13 protein-coding genes are annotated in these 16233 nt (G+C 70.7%); 6 read left to right on the top strand and 7 right to left on the bottom strand.

What is annotated here, in order from left to right:
* From yidC to ACIQPQ_RS22200, 6 genes are all read left to right on the top strand, one after another.
* On the top strand, positions 1-1278 hold the full coding sequence (yidC, locus tag ACIQPQ_RS22225) for a membrane protein insertase YidC (protein ID WP_401306178.1): 1278 nt from the start codon (positions 1-3) through the stop codon (positions 1276-1278).
* A 15-nt stretch (positions 1279-1293) separates the two neighbouring features.
* On the top strand, positions 1294-1806 hold the full coding sequence (locus tag ACIQPQ_RS22220; protein ID WP_383770099.1) for a protein jag: 513 nt from the start codon (positions 1294-1296) through the stop codon (positions 1804-1806).
* Between the two features lie 117 nt (positions 1807-1923).
* Positions 1924-2640: a 16S rRNA (guanine(527)-N(7))-methyltransferase RsmG gene (rsmG, locus tag ACIQPQ_RS22215; protein ID WP_401306176.1), complete on the top strand. Its 717-nt coding sequence runs from the start codon at positions 1924-1926 to the stop codon at positions 2638-2640.
* Between the two features lie 317 nt (positions 2641-2957).
* Positions 2958-4028 carry an AAA family ATPase gene (locus ACIQPQ_RS22210; protein WP_383770166.1) on the top strand — a complete coding sequence of 357 codons (1071 nt, stop codon included), beginning with the start codon at positions 2958-2960 and terminating at the stop codon, positions 4026-4028.
* The gene (locus tag ACIQPQ_RS22205) at positions 4025-5116 is read left to right on the top strand and encodes a ParB/RepB/Spo0J family partition protein (RefSeq protein ID WP_401306174.1); all 1092 of its coding nucleotides are present in this window, start codon (positions 4025-4027) and stop codon (positions 5114-5116) included. Before ACIQPQ_RS22210 ends, ACIQPQ_RS22205 begins: the two co-directional genes overlap by 4 nt.
* A gap of 324 nt (positions 5117-5440) precedes the next feature.
* The gene (locus tag ACIQPQ_RS22200; protein ID WP_401306172.1) at positions 5441-6058 is read left to right on the top strand and encodes a GNAT family N-acetyltransferase; all 618 of its coding nucleotides are present in this window, start codon (positions 5441-5443) and stop codon (positions 6056-6058) included.
* 100 nt (positions 6059-6158) lie between these two features.
* Here the strand turns inward: ACIQPQ_RS22200 and trxA are convergent, their stop codons facing one another.
* The 7 genes from trxA to ACIQPQ_RS22165 form a co-directional block, all read right to left on the bottom strand.
* Positions 6159-6488, bottom strand: a complete 330-nt coding sequence (gene trxA, locus ACIQPQ_RS22195) for a thioredoxin (protein ID WP_401306170.1) — start codon at positions 6486-6488, stop codon at positions 6159-6161.
* A gap of 61 nt (positions 6489-6549) precedes the next feature.
* Positions 6550-7518: a thioredoxin-disulfide reductase gene (gene trxB / locus ACIQPQ_RS22190; RefSeq protein WP_401306168.1), complete on the bottom strand. Its 969-nt coding sequence runs from the start codon at positions 7516-7518 to the stop codon at positions 6550-6552.
* Between the two features lie 181 nt (positions 7519-7699).
* Positions 7700-8665, bottom strand: coding sequence for an anti-sigma factor family protein (locus ACIQPQ_RS22185; protein WP_401306166.1), 966 nt, complete (start codon positions 8663-8665; stop codon positions 7700-7702).
* Entirely contained in the window at positions 8662-9444 is a 783-nt protein-coding gene (gene sigM, locus ACIQPQ_RS22180; RefSeq protein WP_401306164.1) for an RNA polymerase sigma factor SigM, read from the bottom strand. The genes ACIQPQ_RS22185 and sigM overlap by 4 nt, the downstream gene beginning before the upstream one ends.
* A 24-nt stretch (positions 9445-9468) precedes the next feature.
* Positions 9469-11184: a serine/threonine protein kinase gene (locus ACIQPQ_RS22175; protein WP_401306162.1), complete on the bottom strand. Its 1716-nt coding sequence runs from the start codon at positions 11182-11184 to the stop codon at positions 9469-9471.
* Between the two features lie 140 nt (positions 11185-11324).
* A complete protein-coding gene (murJ, locus tag ACIQPQ_RS22170) occupies positions 11325-13625 on the bottom strand; it encodes a murein biosynthesis integral membrane protein MurJ (protein WP_401306161.1) in 2301 nt (766 codons plus the stop codon).
* Between the two features lie 44 nt (positions 13626-13669).
* Positions 13670-16060 (bottom strand): DUF6049 family protein, encoded by a 2391-nt coding sequence (locus tag ACIQPQ_RS22165; protein WP_401306160.1) that lies wholly within the window; start codon positions 16058-16060, stop codon positions 13670-13672.
* Positions 16061-16233 lie beyond the last annotated feature (173 nt).

The following is a 16233-nucleotide window of genomic DNA, read 5'->3' as shown; positions in this document are numbered from 1 at the left end:
GTGGACACGATTGCAAGCCTCTTCAGTTTCATCACGACACCTGTCTCCTGGGTCATCGTCCAGTTCCACACGGTGTACGGCGCGATCTTCGGCCCTGACACCGGCTGGGCCTGGGGCCTGTCCATCGTGTCCCTGGTGATCGTCATCCGGATCTGCCTGATCCCGCTCTTCGTGAAGCAGATCAAGGCGACTCGGGCCATGCAGACCCTGCAGCCCGAGATGAAGAAGATCCAGGAGCGCTACAAGAACGACAAGCAGCGCCAGTCCGAAGAGATGATGAAGCTGTACAAGGACGCGGGCACCAACCCGCTCTCCTCGTGCCTTCCCATCCTGGCGCAGTCCCCGTTCTTCTTCGCCCTCTACCACGTGCTCAACGGCATCGCCAACGGTGACACCATCGGCGTCATCAACCAGAAGCTGCTGGAGAGCGCCCAGCAGGCGCACATCTTCGGCGCCCCGCTGGCAGCGAAGTTCACCGACAGCACCGCGGACGTCACCGCCCTGGACGCCACGCTCCTCAACGTCCGCATCGTCACCGCGGTCATGATCGTCCTGATGTCGGCCTCGCAGTTCTTCACCCAGCGCCAGCTGATGACGAAGAACGTCGACACCACGGTGAAGACCCCGTTCATGCAGCAGCAGAAGATGCTGATGTACGTCTTCCCCGTCATGTTCGCCGTGTTCGGCATCAACTTCCCCGTCGGTGTCCTCGTCTACTGGCTGACCACCAACCTGTGGACCATGGGCCAGCAGATGTTCGTCATCCGCAACAACCCGACCCCCGGCTCCAAGGCGCAGGCCGCCTACCTGGAGCGCCTGCACAAGCGCGTCACCGAGCACGGCAAGACCCGCGGCCGCGGGGAGAAGGCCATCGTCAAGGCGATCGTGGCCAAGGGCCGGGACCGCAACGACTTCGAGCGCAAGTTCATCAACGGGCTGACCAAGGCGGGCCTCGTCGCCCAGGCCGACGGCAACGTGGAGAAGGGCGAGGCGCAGACCGCGACCCTGACCGAGGACGGCACGCCCGCCGCCCTGGCGAAGCGGCAGCAGCCCCGGCGCCAGAGCAAGTCCCAGCGGCAGTCCGGCGGCCCGAAGGCGGCCGGCGAGACCACCTCGCTCGTCAAGTCCGACGACGAGCCGGAGGACGCCAAGCCCGCAGGCGCCGCCAAGCCCGCAGCGGCGGCCAAGCCGAAGGCCGGGTCAGCCGGCCGCAGCAAGGCCCAGTCCGGGCAGCGCAAGGGCGGCCCGCAGCGCCCCAAGTCCCCGTCCAAGAAGTAAGAAGGAGCCCATCCCGTGACGGAAGGCACCACCTCCGCCGCCGCCGAGGGTGCAGACACCCTGACCCGCCTGGAGCAGGAGGGTGAGATCGCCGCGGACTACCTCGAAGGTCTGCTGGACATCGCCGACCTCGACGGCGACATCGACATGGACGTCGAGGCCGACCGTGCCTCCGTGTCGATCATCAGTGACTCCGGCGGCCGCGACCTGAACAAGCTCGTCGGCCGGGACGGTGAGGTGCTGGAGGCGCTCCAGGAGCTGACGCGTCTGGCCGTGCACCGCGAGACCGGTGACCGCAGCCGTCTCATGCTGGACATCGCGGGCTACCGCGCCCAGAAGCGCACCGAGCTGTCCGAGCTGGGTGCCAAGGCCGCCGCCGACGCGAAGAACAGCGGCGAGCCCGTGAAGCTGCCGCCGATGACGCCCTTCGAGCGCAAGGTCGTCCACGACGCGGTCAAGACGGCCGGACTGCGCAGCGAGTCCGAGGGCGAGGAGCCGCAGCGCTTCGTCGTCGTGCTGCCCCACTGATCCGGTCCGCACGTCTCCCCGGCCCCGTCTGTAGCGCAGACGGGGCCGGTCTTTGTCAGCCTGTAGTTCTGGTGGTCGGCGCCTGACGCGTCGATGCGGTACGGAAGGACGGTCCCCGTGACGGAGTCAGCGGAACTCCCCCCTGCGCCCCAGCAAGCCCGCGAGGTGTTCGGCGATCGCTTCGGCGACGCGGTGCGGTACGCCGAGCTTCTGGCGGACGCCGGAGTCAACCGCGGGCTCATCGGTCCGCGGGAGGTCCCCCGGCTCTGGGAGCGGCATCTGCTGAACTGCGCGGTGCTCTCCGAGGCCGTGCCCGCCGACGTGACGGTGTGCGACGTCGGCTCCGGCGCCGGCCTGCCCGGTATCCCCCTGGCCCTGGTCCGCCCCGACCTCAAGATCACCCTGCTGGAACCGCTGCTGCGGCGCACCAACTTCCTCACCGAGGTCGTCGAGCTGCTGGGCCTGGACCATGTCACGGTCGTCCGCGGACGCGCCGAGGAGGTCATGGGCAAGATGCCGCCCGTCCATGTAGTGACCGCCCGCGCGGTCGCGCCGCTGGACCGGCTGGCCACCTGGGGCATCCCCCTGCTGCGGCCCTACGGCGAGATGCTCGCGCTCAAGGGCGACACCGCCGAGGAGGAGCTGAAGAGCTCCGCCACCGCGCTGAGCAAGCTCGGCGCGGTCGAGACGTCGATCCTGCACGTCGGTGAGGGATTCGTCGATCCGCTCTCCACGGTGGTCCGGGTCGAGGTCGGGGAGAGCCCCGGCGGTGTCCGGTTCGCCGCCAAGCGGGCGAAGGCGGCCCGCACGGGACGGACGCGCCGCCGACGCTGAACGGGCGACAGCCCGGCGGCGGTCGGGCGACGGGAGTGCGCCAGTCGGCCGGTGGATTCCACCCGGCAGGCGTACTCCACACCAGCTTCCCGTCCCCCGCGTGACGGAGTGTCGCGACGGATCGACCGCGGGTGCTGTGCATCGTGTTTCACGTGAAACGTCGCTCACTTCTGCACGGCATCATCAGTCGCGGCCGCGCAGCGGCCCAACCCCGGGAACGAAAGCCCCTCGGCTCACTCGGCAAGGTCACGGAGTTGTCCACAGTGGTGGATTTCTCCACAGAAGACCAGGCCTCACTGGTTCGCGACCCCGAAGGCATGGGAGGCTCTGTTCATAGCGAGCCTGAAGTCGAGGAGAGTGAATCCTTGCGGTCCGACGCCAACATCGCGGGACCGATGACCGATCCGGTCCCCGGTCCCCGTACCGAGTCGTTGGGGGACGATGTTTCACGTGAAACACCGCCCCCGATGGACGACACTCCGATCGGTCGTGCTGCCCAACTGGCGGTGGAGGCACTCGGTCGTGCGGGTGAGGGCCTGCCCCGGCCCGAGCAGACCCGGGTGATCGTGGTGGCCAACCAGAAGGGCGGAGTGGGCAAGACGACGACCACCGTCAACCTTGCCGCGTCCCTCGCCCTGCACGGTGGCCGGGTCCTCGTGATCGACCTCGACCCCCAGGGCAACGCGTCCACGGCGCTCGGGATCGACCATCACGCCGAAGTGCCGTCGATCTACGACGTGTTGGTGGAGAGCCGCCCGCTGTCCGAGGTGGTCCAGCCGGTCCCCGACGTCGAGGGCCTTTTCTGCGCCCCCGCCACGATCGATCTCGCCGGAGCGGAGATCGAGCTGGTGTCGCTGGTGGCCCGGGAGAGCCGTCTCGAACGGGCGATCCGCGCCTACGAGCAGCCGCTGGACTACGTTCTCATCGACTGCCCGCCCTCCCTCGGCCTGCTGACGGTCAACGCGCTCGTCGCGGGCCAAGAGGTGCTCATCCCGATCCAGTGCGAGTACTACGCGCTGGAGGGGCTCGGGCAGTTGCTGCGCAACGTCGACCTGGTGCGGGGGCACCTCAACCCCGCCCTCCATGTGTCGACGATCCTGCTCACCATGTACGACGGCCGGACGCGTCTCGCCTCCCAGGTCGCCGAAGAGGTGCGCACCCACTTCGGTGAGGAGGTGCTGCGGACGAGCATTCCCCGCTCGGTCCGCATCTCCGAAGCACCGAGCTACGGGCAGACGGTGCTGACCTACGATCCCGGATCGAGCGGTGCCCTCTCCTACCTTGAGGCAGCCCGAGAGATCGCACTGAGAGGCGTCGGAGTCAGCTACGACCCGACCCACGCCCACATCGGTGCCCAGAACAACCCGACCATGGAGGGGATTCAGTGAGTGAGCGACGGAGGGGGCTCGGCCGAGGACTCGGTGCACTGATCCCCGCTGCCCCGACCGAGAAGACCCCGGCGCAGACCGCCGTGGGAGGCGGGTCCGCCCCGGCTTCCGGTGTCCTGACGACGGACCGTGGAGTCGCCGCGGCCAAGGTGGCCACGCTGCCCCCTGTTTCACGTGAAACAGAGGAGGTGTCGCTGTTCGGCGTCGTCGAGGCGCCCGCTTCGCCGATGGGCGCCCACTTCGCCGAGCTGCCCCTCGACTCCATCACCCCCAACCCCCGCCAGCCGCGCGAGGTGTTCGACGACGACGCGCTCCAGGAACTGATCACCTCCATCAAGGAGGTCGGCCTCCTCCAGCCGGTCGTCGTACGCCAGACGGGACCCGCCCGCTACGAGCTGATCATGGGCGAGCGGCGCTGGCGGGCCTGCCGCCAGGCGGGCCTGGAGGCGATCCCCGCGATCGTCCGGGCGACGGACGACGAGAAGCTCCTCCTGGACGCGCTGCTGGAGAACCTGCACCGCGCCCAGCTCAACCCGCTGGAAGAGGCCGCCGCCTACGACCAGTTGCTCAAGGACTTCAACTGCACGCACGACCAGCTGGCGGACCGCATCGGCCGGTCCCGCCCGCAGGTCTCCAACACGCTGCGGCTGCTGAAGCTCTCACCGGCCGTCCAGCGCCGGGTCGCGGCCGGGGTCCTCTCTGCCGGACACGCGCGGGCGCTGCTCTCCGTGGACGACTCCGAGGAGCAGGACCGCCTCGCCCACCGGATCGTGGCCGAGGGCCTCTCCGTGCGTGCCGTCGAGGAGATCGTGACCCTCATGGGGTCCCGCCCGCAGACCGCGCAGCGGGCCAAGGGCCCCCGTGCCGGTGGCCGGGTCTCGCCCGCCCTCACCGACCTCGCCACCCGGCTCTCGGACCGCTTCGAGACGCGGGTCAAGGTCGACCTGGGGCAGAAGAAGGGCAAGATCACCGTCGAGTTCGCCTCGATGGAAGACCTGGAGCGCATCCTCGACTCCCTGGCACCCGGCGAGGGGCCCGTTCTCCAGAAGGGTCTGGTCGAGGGCGACACCGAGCCGACGGACGGCTGAGCCGTCCGTCGGCGGGGCGGCACGACGCCTGTCGAGCACCTGAGCGAGCTGTGTCCGGTCTGTACCGGAACACGGCTCGCTCTTTGCTTTCAGTCGGTATCGAGGCAATCGCATCATCGATACGATGCGAGGGGATTTGGCGCATTCACCTGGCAGCACCTCCGAGGGGGAGACCGCCATGCGAGCGATGAGCCGGACCGGACTGGTGAGCGCCGCACTGAGCCTGGGCGTGGTCGGCGGCTTCGTCGGCAGTCTGCTCAGGGAACGCAGCGCTCTGACAGCCGCTCGCGTCGCTGCGGGCGAGGGAAGCGAGGAACAGCCTTCATGGGGCGCCGGCTCGTACCGCTCACCCTGGACAACCTCCAGGACCTCCCCCAGCGCTGCCGCTCCTGTGTCTTCTGGGAACTGGACCCCGTCAGCGGCGAAGCCTCGGTGAGCAAGGGCACGGCCGCCACCGAGAAGGAGGCCTGGATCTCCGGAGTCCTCCTCGACTGGGGTTCCTGCGGCCGTGTCGTCTACGTCGACGACGTCCCCGTGGGGTTCGTCCTCTACGCCCCTCCCGCCTACGTTCCCCGGTCGACCGCGTTCCCCACCAGCCCCGTGTCACCCGACGCCGTGCAGCTGATGACCGCGTACGTCGTGCCGGAGTACCAGGGACAGGGGATCGGCCGGGTCATGGTCCAGACGGTCGCCAAAGATCTGCTGCGCCGTGGGTTCCGGGCGATCGAGGCCATCGGTGACGCCCGCTGGAAGGAGCCCGCGTGCCTGCTGCCCGCCGACCACCTCCTGGCGGTGGGCTTCAAGACGGTCCGGCCGCATCCTTGCCACCCTCGGCTGCGGCTGGAGCTGCGCACGACGCTCTCCTGGAGGGAGGACGTCGAGATGGCCCTCGACCGGCTGCTCGGCGCCGTACAGAAGGAACCAGCCCTCCGGCCACTGTGACAGGGGACTGCGGGGCCCGCACGGGGACAACATGAAGGGGGCCGCCCCAGGGACGGCCCCCTTCATGTTTCACGTGAAACATCGTCGCCTGCGCGGCGGCTCAGCCGCTGATGAAGTCCTCCAGGTCGCGGACGATCGCGGCCTTGGGCTTGGCGCCGACGATGGTCTTGGCGACCTCGCCGTTCTGGTAGACGTTCAGCGTCGGGATGGACATGACGCCGTACTTGGCGGCCGTGCCCGGGTTTTCGTCGATGTTGAGCTTGACGATCTCGATCTTGTCGCCGTACTCGCTCGCGATCGCTTCGAGGGACGGAGCGATCTGGCGGCACGGGCCGCACCAGGAAGCCCAGAAGTCCACCAGGACGGGCTTGTCGCTCTTGAGGACGTCCTCTTCGAAGGAGTCGTCGGTCACGTGCTTGAGGTCGGCCACGGCGGGCTCCTTTTTTGACGGGTGTGCGGTGGGGCGGGAGGGAGTCGGACGGCGACGAGGCTCAGACAGCGGTCTTCTCGGGCTCCGCCTGCTCCTCGTCGGCGAGGGCGGCGAGGAAGCGCTCGGCGTCGAGCGCGGCGGCACAACCGGTACCGGCCGCCGTGATCGCCTGGCGGTAGGTGTGGTCGACCACGTCACCGGCGGCGAAGACACCGGTCACGTTCGTCCGCGTGGAGGGCGCGGCCACCTTCAGGTAGCCCTCGCCGTCCAGGTCGAGCTGGCCCTTGAAGAGTTCGGTGCGCGGGTCGTGGCCGATCGCGATGAAGAGGCCCGTCACCGGCAGGTCGGAGATCTCACCGGTCTTGAGGTTGCGCAGCTTCAGCCCGGCGAGCTTCGGGTCGCCCTGGATCTCCGCGACCTCGCTGTCCCAGACGAACTTGATCTTCGGGTCGGCGAAGGCGCGCTCCTGCATCGCCTTGGAGGCGCGCAGGGTGTCCCGGCGGTGGACGATCGTCACAGACTTGGCGAAGCGCGACAGGAAGGTGGCCTCCTCCATCGCCGTGTCACCGCCACCGATCACCGCGATGTCGTGGTCCTTGAAGAAGAAGCCGTCACAGGTGGCGCACCAGGACACACCGCGGCCGGACAACGCGTCCTCATTGGGCAGGCCGAGCTTGCGGTGCTGGGAACCGGTGGTGACGATGACCGCCTTGGCCCGGTGCACGGTGCCCGCGGTGTCGGTGACGGTCTTGATCTCACCGGTGAGGTCGACGGAGACGACGTCGTCCGGCACCAGCTCGGCGCCGAAGCGCTCGGCCTGGGCGCGCATGTTGTCCATGAGCTCGGGGCCCATGATGCCGTCCTGGAAGCCGGGGAAGTTCTCCACCTCGGTGGTGTTCATCAGCGCACCGCCCGCGGTGACGGCTCCCTCGAACACCAGCGGCTTGAGCGACGCTCGCGCGGTGTACAGCGCCGCCGTGTAGCCGGCGGGCCCGGAGCCGATGATGATCACGTTTCGGACGTCGCTCACGGCTTGATTCCTCGTCTCTGGTCTGCATCGTTCGACCGGTGGGAGCCACTGGGAACTCTCACCCCACCCAACGGATACTAAGGGGCGTGCATTCCCGCTGTGTCCGGGCACACGGGGGTCCTGTGACGGTGAGCCGACGGCAGACATGCCCCACCGTCGTCGAGCGACGGACCGCTGTCGTTCAGGAGCGGGGGTAGGAGTCCTTGAGCAGGACCTTCGCCGGGCCGGTGGACGGGCGGTCGACGCAGGTCGCGTCCATGAGGTACGCGGTGACCCGGGTGCTGTCGGAGGTGTCGGGCAGGACGACGAGCAGAGCGGGCCCGCCCCGGAAGGTCCCCGGTTCGACGCCGAGCGCCGCGTCGTTCCTGTCGAGCCCCTGCTGGACGCAGGACGGCACGGTCGGCTGCCGCTCGGTCTTCGGGCTCGCCAGCCCGGCATCGCCCTCCTCCCCCTCCACTCCGAGGGTATGGAGGGTCCGAGGCTGTGGCGCCTGCGCGAGGAGCGCGGAGACCTTCTGCTCCAGCCCGTTCGCGGAGAAGGTGTCCGCGACGGTGGATTGAGGACGCGCCGTTTCGCCGGGGGAGTCGTCGTCCGTGAGTGTCGAGACCAGCACCGAGCCCAGGCCGAGAGCGGCCACGGCGAACACCGCGCCGAGCGCCGCCACCCGGCGGCGCCCCGGTCGCCTGCGCTCCTTGCGGCCCGGACCGGTCGCGGCCGTACCGCGGCGGGGGCCCGTGGACCGCGCGGCAGAGGCCGATGTTTCACGTGAAACATGGTCGACGGCTCGGCCCGTCGGCATGGGGTTCTCCGTAGGGGGCGCGGCCGGGTCTTCGTCCGCTGCCACCGCGGTGTCGTCCGTCGTGGCCTGTCGGGCGTGCTGCTCCGGAGCCGTGGCGGCGATCAGGGACTCCGCGGCGAGCGCGGCGTCGATCCGCCGGGCGACGTCGTCCGGCATCCGGGCCGGGCCGGGCAGTGTGCCCAGCAGGCCGCGGATCTCCTCCAGCGACGTGTGGACATCCGCGCAGAGCGGGCAGTCGTCGAGATGCCGCCGTACCTCCGCGCTCCGGGAGGAAGGCAGCAGGCCCTCGGTGAGATCGGAGATCTCCGTGACGTCCGGGTGCCCGTCCGCCTCTGTCATCGGTGTCACCCTCGTCCACCTCCGCCCTTCACAGCCGCTGAATCACCGGTGCCGGCACCGTCCGGACCCGTGTCACGCGGTGCCGCCGAGGGTGGGACGGATGTCCCCTCCGCCCGGTTCCGTCGGAGTCCCCGGTTCTGTTCCGGCGGCCCGTCGCCCGGCTGTTCACCCGGCCTTTGCTCCGCTCCGCTCCCCTTCGCTCCGGTGTGGCCCTCCGGCCGCAGATGCGTGAGCAGGGGCAGGAGTCTGGCTCTGCCCCGTGCACAGCGGCTCTTCACCGTCCCGGTGGGCACGTCGAGCACCCGGGCCGCCTCGGCGACCGGGTAGCCCTGCATGTCGACCAGGACGAGCGCGGCACGCTGGTCGGGCGGCAGGGTGCCGAGCGCTTCGACGAGCTGCCGGTGCACGTCGTGGCGCTCGGCGGGTGCCGAGGCGGACTCGTGCGGCTCCAGCAGCTGCTCCAGGCGCTCGGTGTCGTCGACCGGGGACGTCTTGCGGGAGGCGGCCTTGCGGGCCCGGTCCAGACAGGCGTTGACCGTGATCCGGTGCAGCCAGGTCGTCACCGCGGACTGGCCCCGGAAGGTGTGCGCGGCCCGGTAGGCGGAGACCAGGGCGTCCTGGACGGCGTCGGCGGCCTCCTCGCGGTCCCGCAGGGTCCGCAGGGCCACGGCCCACAGCCGGTCCCGGTGGCGCCGTACCAGCTCACCGAAGGCCTCGGGATCACCCTCGACGTGGCGGGCGAGGAGATCCTGATCGCTCGTCCCGTCGTATCCGGCGCCGTCGGCCATCGGACCCCCTTCCGCCGCGAGCCGTCAGCCCGTGAACCCGAGGTCGGTGATGGCCTGCTTGTAACCGGCGTCGCTGTACTGGTCGCCGGAAGCGTACGGCAGCGCCGTCAGCCAGACCAGGACGTACCGCGTCTTGACCGGCTTGGTCACCTTCACCGTGGCCGAGGCGGACGTCGTGGTGGCCCCGCCGATCTTCTTCATCGCGTCGAGCGACGCCGGGGTCAGCGAGTCGGCCGCGTACAGGTCGACGGTGGTGTGCTCACCGCTGTAGTGCAGCCCTATGGTCGCGGCCGAGACGTCCCGTTCGGAGCCCAGGTCGTACACGATCCCCACGCCCGGCTTGTAAGGCGCCAGGCTGGGCCCGGCGTGGAAGCTCGCCGTGCGCCAGTACGTCGAGCTCTTGCCGTCGTAGGTCAGACCGACGTCGTTGGGGTGCTGGGCGCTGCCCGACGCCACGAACTCCCGGGCGTCCTCGATCTTGATGGGCTGGACGGGCTTCGGCGCGGTGCTGGCCTTGTCGCCGTCGTCCGTGGTCTGCGTCTGGTTCGTCCCGTCGGAACTGTCGCCCTGCTCCATGAGGGCGTCCGCGAGCTGCCAGCTGCCGAGTCCGAGCGCCGCGATGAGGAGGGCCGACACCGCCCACTTCAGGGCCTTGCCGGTCCGGCTCTGGAGCGGCGGCGGCGGAGTCGGCACCACCTGGGTGTCGCGCGGCCGCGCCGAGGAGCGGCCGTAGCTGCCCTGCTGATAGGTCGTGCGCTGGTACTCGGGGGGCGCGGTGAACGCGGGCTCCGGGGGCCGGATGCGGGGCAGGTCCCCGATCGCCTTGACCAGTTCCTCCGGAGTGGTGCACGCGGCCTCGTGCCGGGACGCGGTCGCGCCGTCGTTGACGAGCGCCCGCATGGTCAGCTCGGACAGGCCCCGGTGGATACCGGCGCGCACCTGGTCCGGTGCGATCAGGCCGATGTCCTTGGGCAGCCCGGAGAGACCGTAGGCGTCGTTCTCGTACGGCCAGCGCTGGGTGAGCGACGCGTACAGCAGGGCGCCGATCGCCTCGGTGTCGGTGCGCTGGGGGGTCGAGGACACCACGCCGCGCAGGGCGGCGTTCACGGCGAGGCCGCGGATGCGCCACTGGCCCGAGGAGGTGCGCAGCACCGCGTTCGGATTGAGCCGGAGGTGCGCGAGGCCCTCGCGGTGTGCGGCCGCCATCGCGGAGGCGACCTGGCTGACCATCTGGTAGGCGTCGTGCGGCTCCAGCGGCCCGGAAGCGAGAAGCGTGGTCAACTCGGTGGCGTCGGGCAGCCATTCGTGGACGACGTAGACGACGTCGTTCTCCTCGACGGCGTCCAGCACCTGGACGAAGCGGGGGTCGCCGAGCAGCGCCGAGGAGCGGGCGGCGGCGAGAACGGAACGGGCCCGTGCGTGGTCCGCGGGCAGGACGTGGACGCCGACGGCGCGCCGGAGCTTCTCGTCGACGGCGCGCCAACTGCTGAAACCGTCCAGGCGGGTGACGCAGTCCTCGAGCCGGTAGCGTCTGGCGAGTTTGTGCCCGCTGTGCAGTTCCGGCGCCGAGGACTTGCCGGGACGCCCGGTCCCGCCACTCCCCTGTGCCTCGTCGCTGTCCGTGTCCCGCTCCCGGTTCTTGGCCACACCGTCGGCCGTGGACTGGTCCGCCTGTGCGGTCAGCGGTTCGTCACCGCTGTTGTCTGCCACGTCGACGGCAGCCGTACTCGGTTCCGCCACCGTCGTTCCTGCCTCCCCACTCCATGCGCGCGCCGCCGGACCTCGTGCGTGCCGTCCGACGCCGAAACCAATTGTGCCCACAGTCCGGCGCTATGCACGACACACGGCGGCGGACGATGGTTGTGCGCCTACCCTCCGCGTCAACGACCCAGACGCCCGCGGACCATGCCGACGAGCGAGTTGAGCTCCTCGATGCGCATGCGGCGGGCGGCCACGAAGAAGACTCCGAGCAGGACAGCCCCGCCGACCACGAGGGCGACGAGCGAGCCGAACACGCCCTGCCCGAGGTACTTGCTGACGCCGTAGCAGACCGCTCCGCTCAGCAGCGCGGCCGGGACGGAGGCGATGCTCAGCCGGGTGTAGGTGCGCAGCACCCGGTTGCCGTCCAGGTCGCCGCCGAGCCGCTTGCGCAGGCGCCGCCAGGCGATGCCGACGCCGATGACGTACGCGAGGCCGTAGGAGGCGGCCATGCCGACGACGGCCCAGCGGGCGGGCAGCAGCAGGAAGCAGACCGCCGAGGCGCTCGCGTTGACCGCGGCGACGATGACGGTGTTGTAGAAGGGGGTGCGGGTGTCCTCGTAGGCGTAGAAGGCGCGCAGGACGACGTACTGCACGGAGTAGGGGATCAGGCCGATGCCGAAGGCCATCAGCATGTAGCCCATGTTGGTGGCCGCGCTGGTCCCGGAGGAGCCGAAGATCAGGGTGCACATCGGGACGCCGAGGGCGACGAAGCCGAAGGCGATCGGCACGATGGCGACGGCGGTGGTGCGCAGGCCCTGGGAGATGTCGTCCCGGACGGCCCCGGCGTCGTCCTCGGCGGCCGAGCGGGAGATACGGGGTAGCAGGGCCGCCATCAGGGAGACGGTGATGATGGCCTGCGGCAGGCCCCAGATCAGCTGGGCGTTGGCGTAGGCGCTGAAACCGGTGCCCTCGATGCCGGTGTCGCTGACGGATGCGGTGGCGAGCTGGGTGACGACGAGCGCGCCCGCCTGGTTGGCGAGGACGAAGAGGATCGTCCACTTGGCGAGCATCGCGGCCTTGCCGAGGCCGTGGCCCTTCCAGTCGAACCGCAGGCGGAGCCGGAAACCGGTCTCGCGCAGGTACGGGATCATCGCGAGCGCCTGGACGACCAGTCCCAGCAGGACACCGACGCCGAGCAGGCGTACGCCCTCGGCGGGGATGGTGTCGACGGTCAGCTTCGAGTCGGCCGCGGTGCCGTAGACCCAGAGGAACGAGCCGAGCGTCACGATGATGACGATGTTGTTCAGGACCGGCGTCCACATCATGGCGCCGAACCGGCCGCGCGCGTTGAGGACCTGGCCCATCACCACGTGGACGCCCATGAAGAAGATGGACGGCAGGAAGTAGCGGGTGAAGGTGACCGCGGTCTCGTTGGCCTCGGGGTTCGAGGACAGCGAGTTCGACATCGCGCCGACCAGGAGCGGAGCCCCGAGCATGGCGAGCGCCGTGAGGGCGGCGAGCGCCACCATCACCAGCGTCAGCAGACGGTTGGCGTACGCCTCGCCGCCGTCCTCGTCGTCCTTCATGGCGCGGACGAGCTGCGGCACGAAGACCGAGTTGAGGCCGCCGCCGACGGTCAGGATGTAGATCATCGTCGGCAGCTGGTAGGCCACCTGGAAGGACTCGCCCAGCAGGCCGAGACCGAGCGCGGAGACGATCATCGCGGACCGGACGAAGCCGGTGAGGCGGGACACCATCGTGCCCGCCGCCATGAGTGCGCTGGACTTCAGCAGGCCGGAGGCCCGGCCGCCCTTCTTCGCGGCGGGGGCGGGCGCCGGAGCCGCCGCCGGTGCGTCTCCTTCGGCGGGGCCGCCGAAGAGGTTCATGGTCTGGTCGGCGCCGGGTCCGCCCGGAGCGGGCGGCGCCGCGGGGGCGGTGGGCGACTGGTACTGGGGGGCGTGGGCCGGGCCGGGCACGGCGACCGGGTCGGCCGGTGCGCGGGTGCCGGTCCCGCCCTGCTGCTGGTCGCGGAAGAGGTGGGCGAACGCGTCGGGCTCGTGCCGCTCACCGGAGGAGTGCGACACGAGGTCGTCCACCCCCACGAACTGCGTCGTCCGCGGGTCGTCGCCGTACGGCAGGTACTGCGTGGGCCCCTCCGGCTCCGGCGCCGGGGTCTGCGCCCACACTCGCGGGTCGGGCGCGTACGGGGACTGCTGCGGGCGGCCGTACAGCGGCTGCTGGGGTTGCTGGACGGCCGGCGGGGGCGGCGGGTGCGCGGCACGGTCGTACAGCGCCTCCGCGACCGGGTCCTGCGCGGTGAGGTCCTGGGCCCGGTACGGGTCCTGGTCGTAGGCGTCCTGGAGGTACATGTCCGCGGGGTGCTGCGGCGGCACCTGGCCCTGCTCGGGCGGCGGACCCTCGGGGGATGATCCCGAACCGCCCGCGCCCTGGCCGCGATCACCGTCGTACGGCGCGTTCATGGCTACCCCACCTCATCGTCCCGGGCCGACCGGCCACGACATCCTCAACGGTCCACTCTCTCACCCGTCGCGGACGGGTCGCCGCTTTCCACCGCGGTGTCCGGCGCCCCGTCACTCGGCTGCACGGGGGCGTCCGGCTCCGGCCGGGCGGCCGCTTCCCCGCCGGGGCGGTCCTGCGCGGCCGGGGCGGCGGGGGACGCGTCGGTGGTGTCCGACGGGCCGGGGCCGTCGTCGTCGGACGGGTCGGAGGCCCGCGCCGCCGCCCGCTTGCGCTGCGTGTACATCCGGAACCCGGCCAGCACCAGCAGTAGGACGCCGCCGCCGATGACGAGCATCACGGTCGCCGTGATCTCGGTGACCCGCACGTCGAAGGTGACCGGCGCGCCGTAGGGGCGGCCGTCGGCGGTGTACAGCTGGGCGACGACCGCGGTCTGGCCGTTGGCGTTGGCGGACGTGTCGAACTTCACCGACGTGCTGTGGCCGCCGGAGACGGAGATGCGCTGCTCGGCGTAGGCCTTCCCGCCGATCTCCAGCCGGGTCGGGTTGGTGGAGGTGAGCCGCAGGACGAGCCCCTTGACGCCCTGCACCAGGTCGTTCTGCGCGGTGACCGGGATGGTGGCGCTGCGGCCGGAGAGCTTGGTCTCCGACTTCTCGATCAGCTTGACCTGGTCGGTGAGGGTCGTCAGGTACGTCTGGACGCCCTGGCGGAAGCTGCTCGCCTCGGCGCCGCGGCCCCGCCAGGAGGTGGACATCTCCCGGTTGATCGCCCGGCCGAAGGGGGTCACCACGCGGGACTGGTCGGTGAGGATCAGCTTGAAGTTGTCCAGCCGTTCCTGCGTGGTCGCGATCTCCACGAACGCGGACCGGGACAGCTCCCGCTTGGCGAGCGCGGACGGGTAGGACGACCGGGAGGGCACCTTCGTGGTGGCATCCGGGTCCGGCTTGGCCGCCGCGGCGGCGGTGAGCTGCTGGGGCTCCGACCAGGTGCCGCCCTGGAGCGCGGTGACCGCCGCCGCCAGCGCCTGTGCCTGGGCCGCGCTCGGCATCCGCTGCGGGGCGACGACGACGCTGCGCTGCTTGTCCGTCTGGAGGTTCAGCGCCAGGCTCTGCGCCAGGAACTCCTGAACGGCCAGCGTCGACGTGGAGGCCTTCGTGAGGTCGCCCTCAAAGGCCCGCGACAGCCGGGAGTCCGCGACCACCGCCGTGGTGCCGCCACCGATGGGCCGGGCCGCGGACGGGGTGTACGACAGGCCGCCGCTCTCACTGAGGCTGTCGCTGCGGGCGATCACCTTGTCGGCGCCCGCCGAGGTGGCCACCTTGACGATCGACCGGTCGACGGCGCCGTCCACCGGCCAGGCGAACTCGGTGCTCGGCGTCACGTGGAGCACTCCCTCCACCGTGGTCGCGGCCACGTCGGTGGCGGTCCTGAGCTGGCTCAGCGTGCCCGTGACCGTCGTGCCGTTGTGGGCGACCGACGCCAGGTCGGGGTCACCGAAGGGCAGCGCGACGACCTCCTTGCCCTGCACCGCCTTCTGCAGATCCGCCAGCCACCGCTCGGCGACCTCCCGGTGCCCGCCCGGCCTTCTGCCGTCACCGTCCTGCACGTCGTAGGCGTTGGCCATGGCGGCGACGGACGCCAGCAGGTCCGGATCGATCACCCACGTGACGTCGAGGTTCCTGCCGAGACTGAGCAGCTGCTCGAGGCGGCCGCCCGGCGCGATCTCCGCGGCCAGTTCGTCGTCGAGGAAGACCGGTGTCTGCTGTTCGTTGGACGCCGTCTCGGCCGTCATGTGGGCGGTGGAGATCAGCGGCCACAGCACGGTCGTCCGGGTCCGGGTGTCCGCCGCGTCGGGCTGCCAGGGCAGGAACGTGCGCTGGACCCCCAGGACCTGCTCCCAGGGCTTGGCCGCCGTCTCCCCGGAGAGCGCGACGCCCAGCGGGTAGACGCCGTCGTCCCCGAGATCCAGGTCATCGACGGGTACGGAGAAACTGAACGGAACGGCGACGCCGGGGGTGAGCTTGGCGAACTCGGCGCCGTACTTGTCGTCCAGCGGCGTGCCGGAGGGGGCCGTGGTGTCGTCGGACTCCCGGACGGCGGCGTCGATCGCCGACCGGGTCGTGAGCGCGGAGCCGATCCGCAGCTCCACCCGGGCGTCGGTGACGTTCCGCTTGCCCTTGTTGGTCACCGTGCCGGAGACGGTCAGCGTGTCGCCCTCGCGCGGCGCGGAGGGGGTCAGCGTGTCCACGGCGACGGCCACACCGCCCTTGTCGGCCGCCGCGGAGGGCGCCGCGGGGGTCGCGGCGTGCGCCGGGGACGCGGGCAGCTGGAGCAGACCGGCCAGCAGGGGCGCACTCGCGAGCAGTGCTCCGGTGCGCCGCAGCCACTGGCGGGCAGGTGAGGGAGTCATCCCCGGGAAGTCTGCCGCCTCGGCCACGCGCTCGTCCGTCCCTCGTCGTCGTCAGTGGTCGTCGGAATGTGCGTCCACGCATGGTAACGATGCCCGCTGAGGGGAAGTGCCGCGGTCCGCTCCACAAGATCCAGTGACGCAGACCGCCTGTCCCCTATATACGCCTATGCGGAGGAGACACGGCATACGTTGCCCAGATC

The sequence above is a fragment of the Streptomyces sp. NPDC091281 genome, assembly GCF_044757425.1.
Lineage (GTDB): Bacteria > Actinomycetota > Actinomycetes > Streptomycetales > Streptomycetaceae > Streptomyces.
This window is presented reverse-complemented; position numbering and strand designations above follow the sequence as displayed.